The sequence below is a fragment of the Arthrobacter sp. Y3225116 genome (assembly GCF_059091245.1).
On sequence record NZ_JBNHGL010000518.1, the window covers coordinates 1 to 738 of the forward strand.

At 73.0% G+C, this 738-nt stretch carries 1 protein-coding gene; it reads left to right on the plus strand.

Going from position 1 to position 738, the window contains the following annotated elements:
* Positions 1–217 precede the first annotated feature (217 nt).
* The coding region (locus AC5RV2_RS18720; protein ID WP_494093577.1) for a mismatch-specific DNA-glycosylase at positions 218–738 on the plus strand (521 nt) is incomplete at its 3' end.

Consider the following 738-nt stretch of genomic DNA (forward strand, 5'->3'; position numbering starts at 1 on the left):
GACCCGGCCGACCGCGCGGCCGACGAGGCGCTGGACCGCGCAGCGTTCGACGCCGGTACCGACTGATTCGCCGGCCCGCCTGAGCGGGCGGCGGCACGGGCACGGCGCCACTCTTCGGAGGGCGCCGTGCCTTCGTCTGTCCGGAGCAGGGGGCCGTGAGTCTGAGCATGCGGCCGGTTTCGCGGCGGGACGGCAAGCCGTGTGAAAGAGTGGATTTGTGCCCTTTACCCGTGCCGAACTGCTCGCCTACCGGGACGCGCTGGTCCCCGATCTGCTGGGCCCTGGCCTGCGCCTGCTGTTCGTCGGCATCAATCCCGGCCTCTGGTCGGCTGCCACCGGATCGCACTTCGCCCGGCCCGGCAACCGGTTCTACCCGGCCCTGGCGGCCGCCGGCATCACCGACCATCAAATCCGCGCCGGGGACGGCATGGCGGCGGCGGACCGCAACCACCTGATCGACCGTGGCGTGGGCATCACCAACTTTGTCCCGCGGGCTACCGCCAGGGCGGACGAACTGGGTGCCGAGGAACTGCGGACCGGGGCCCGGCGCCTGGCCGCCAGGGTCGAAACCCTGGGGGCCCGGGTGGTGGCGGTCGCCGGAGTGAGCGCCTACCGGGTGGGCTTTGAGCGGCCGAAGGCGCAGCTGGGCCGGCAACCGGAGACGCTCGGCGGGGCCGAACTCTGGGTGGTGCCGAATCCCAGCGGCCTCAACGCCCACCACAGCGTGGCCACGCTGGC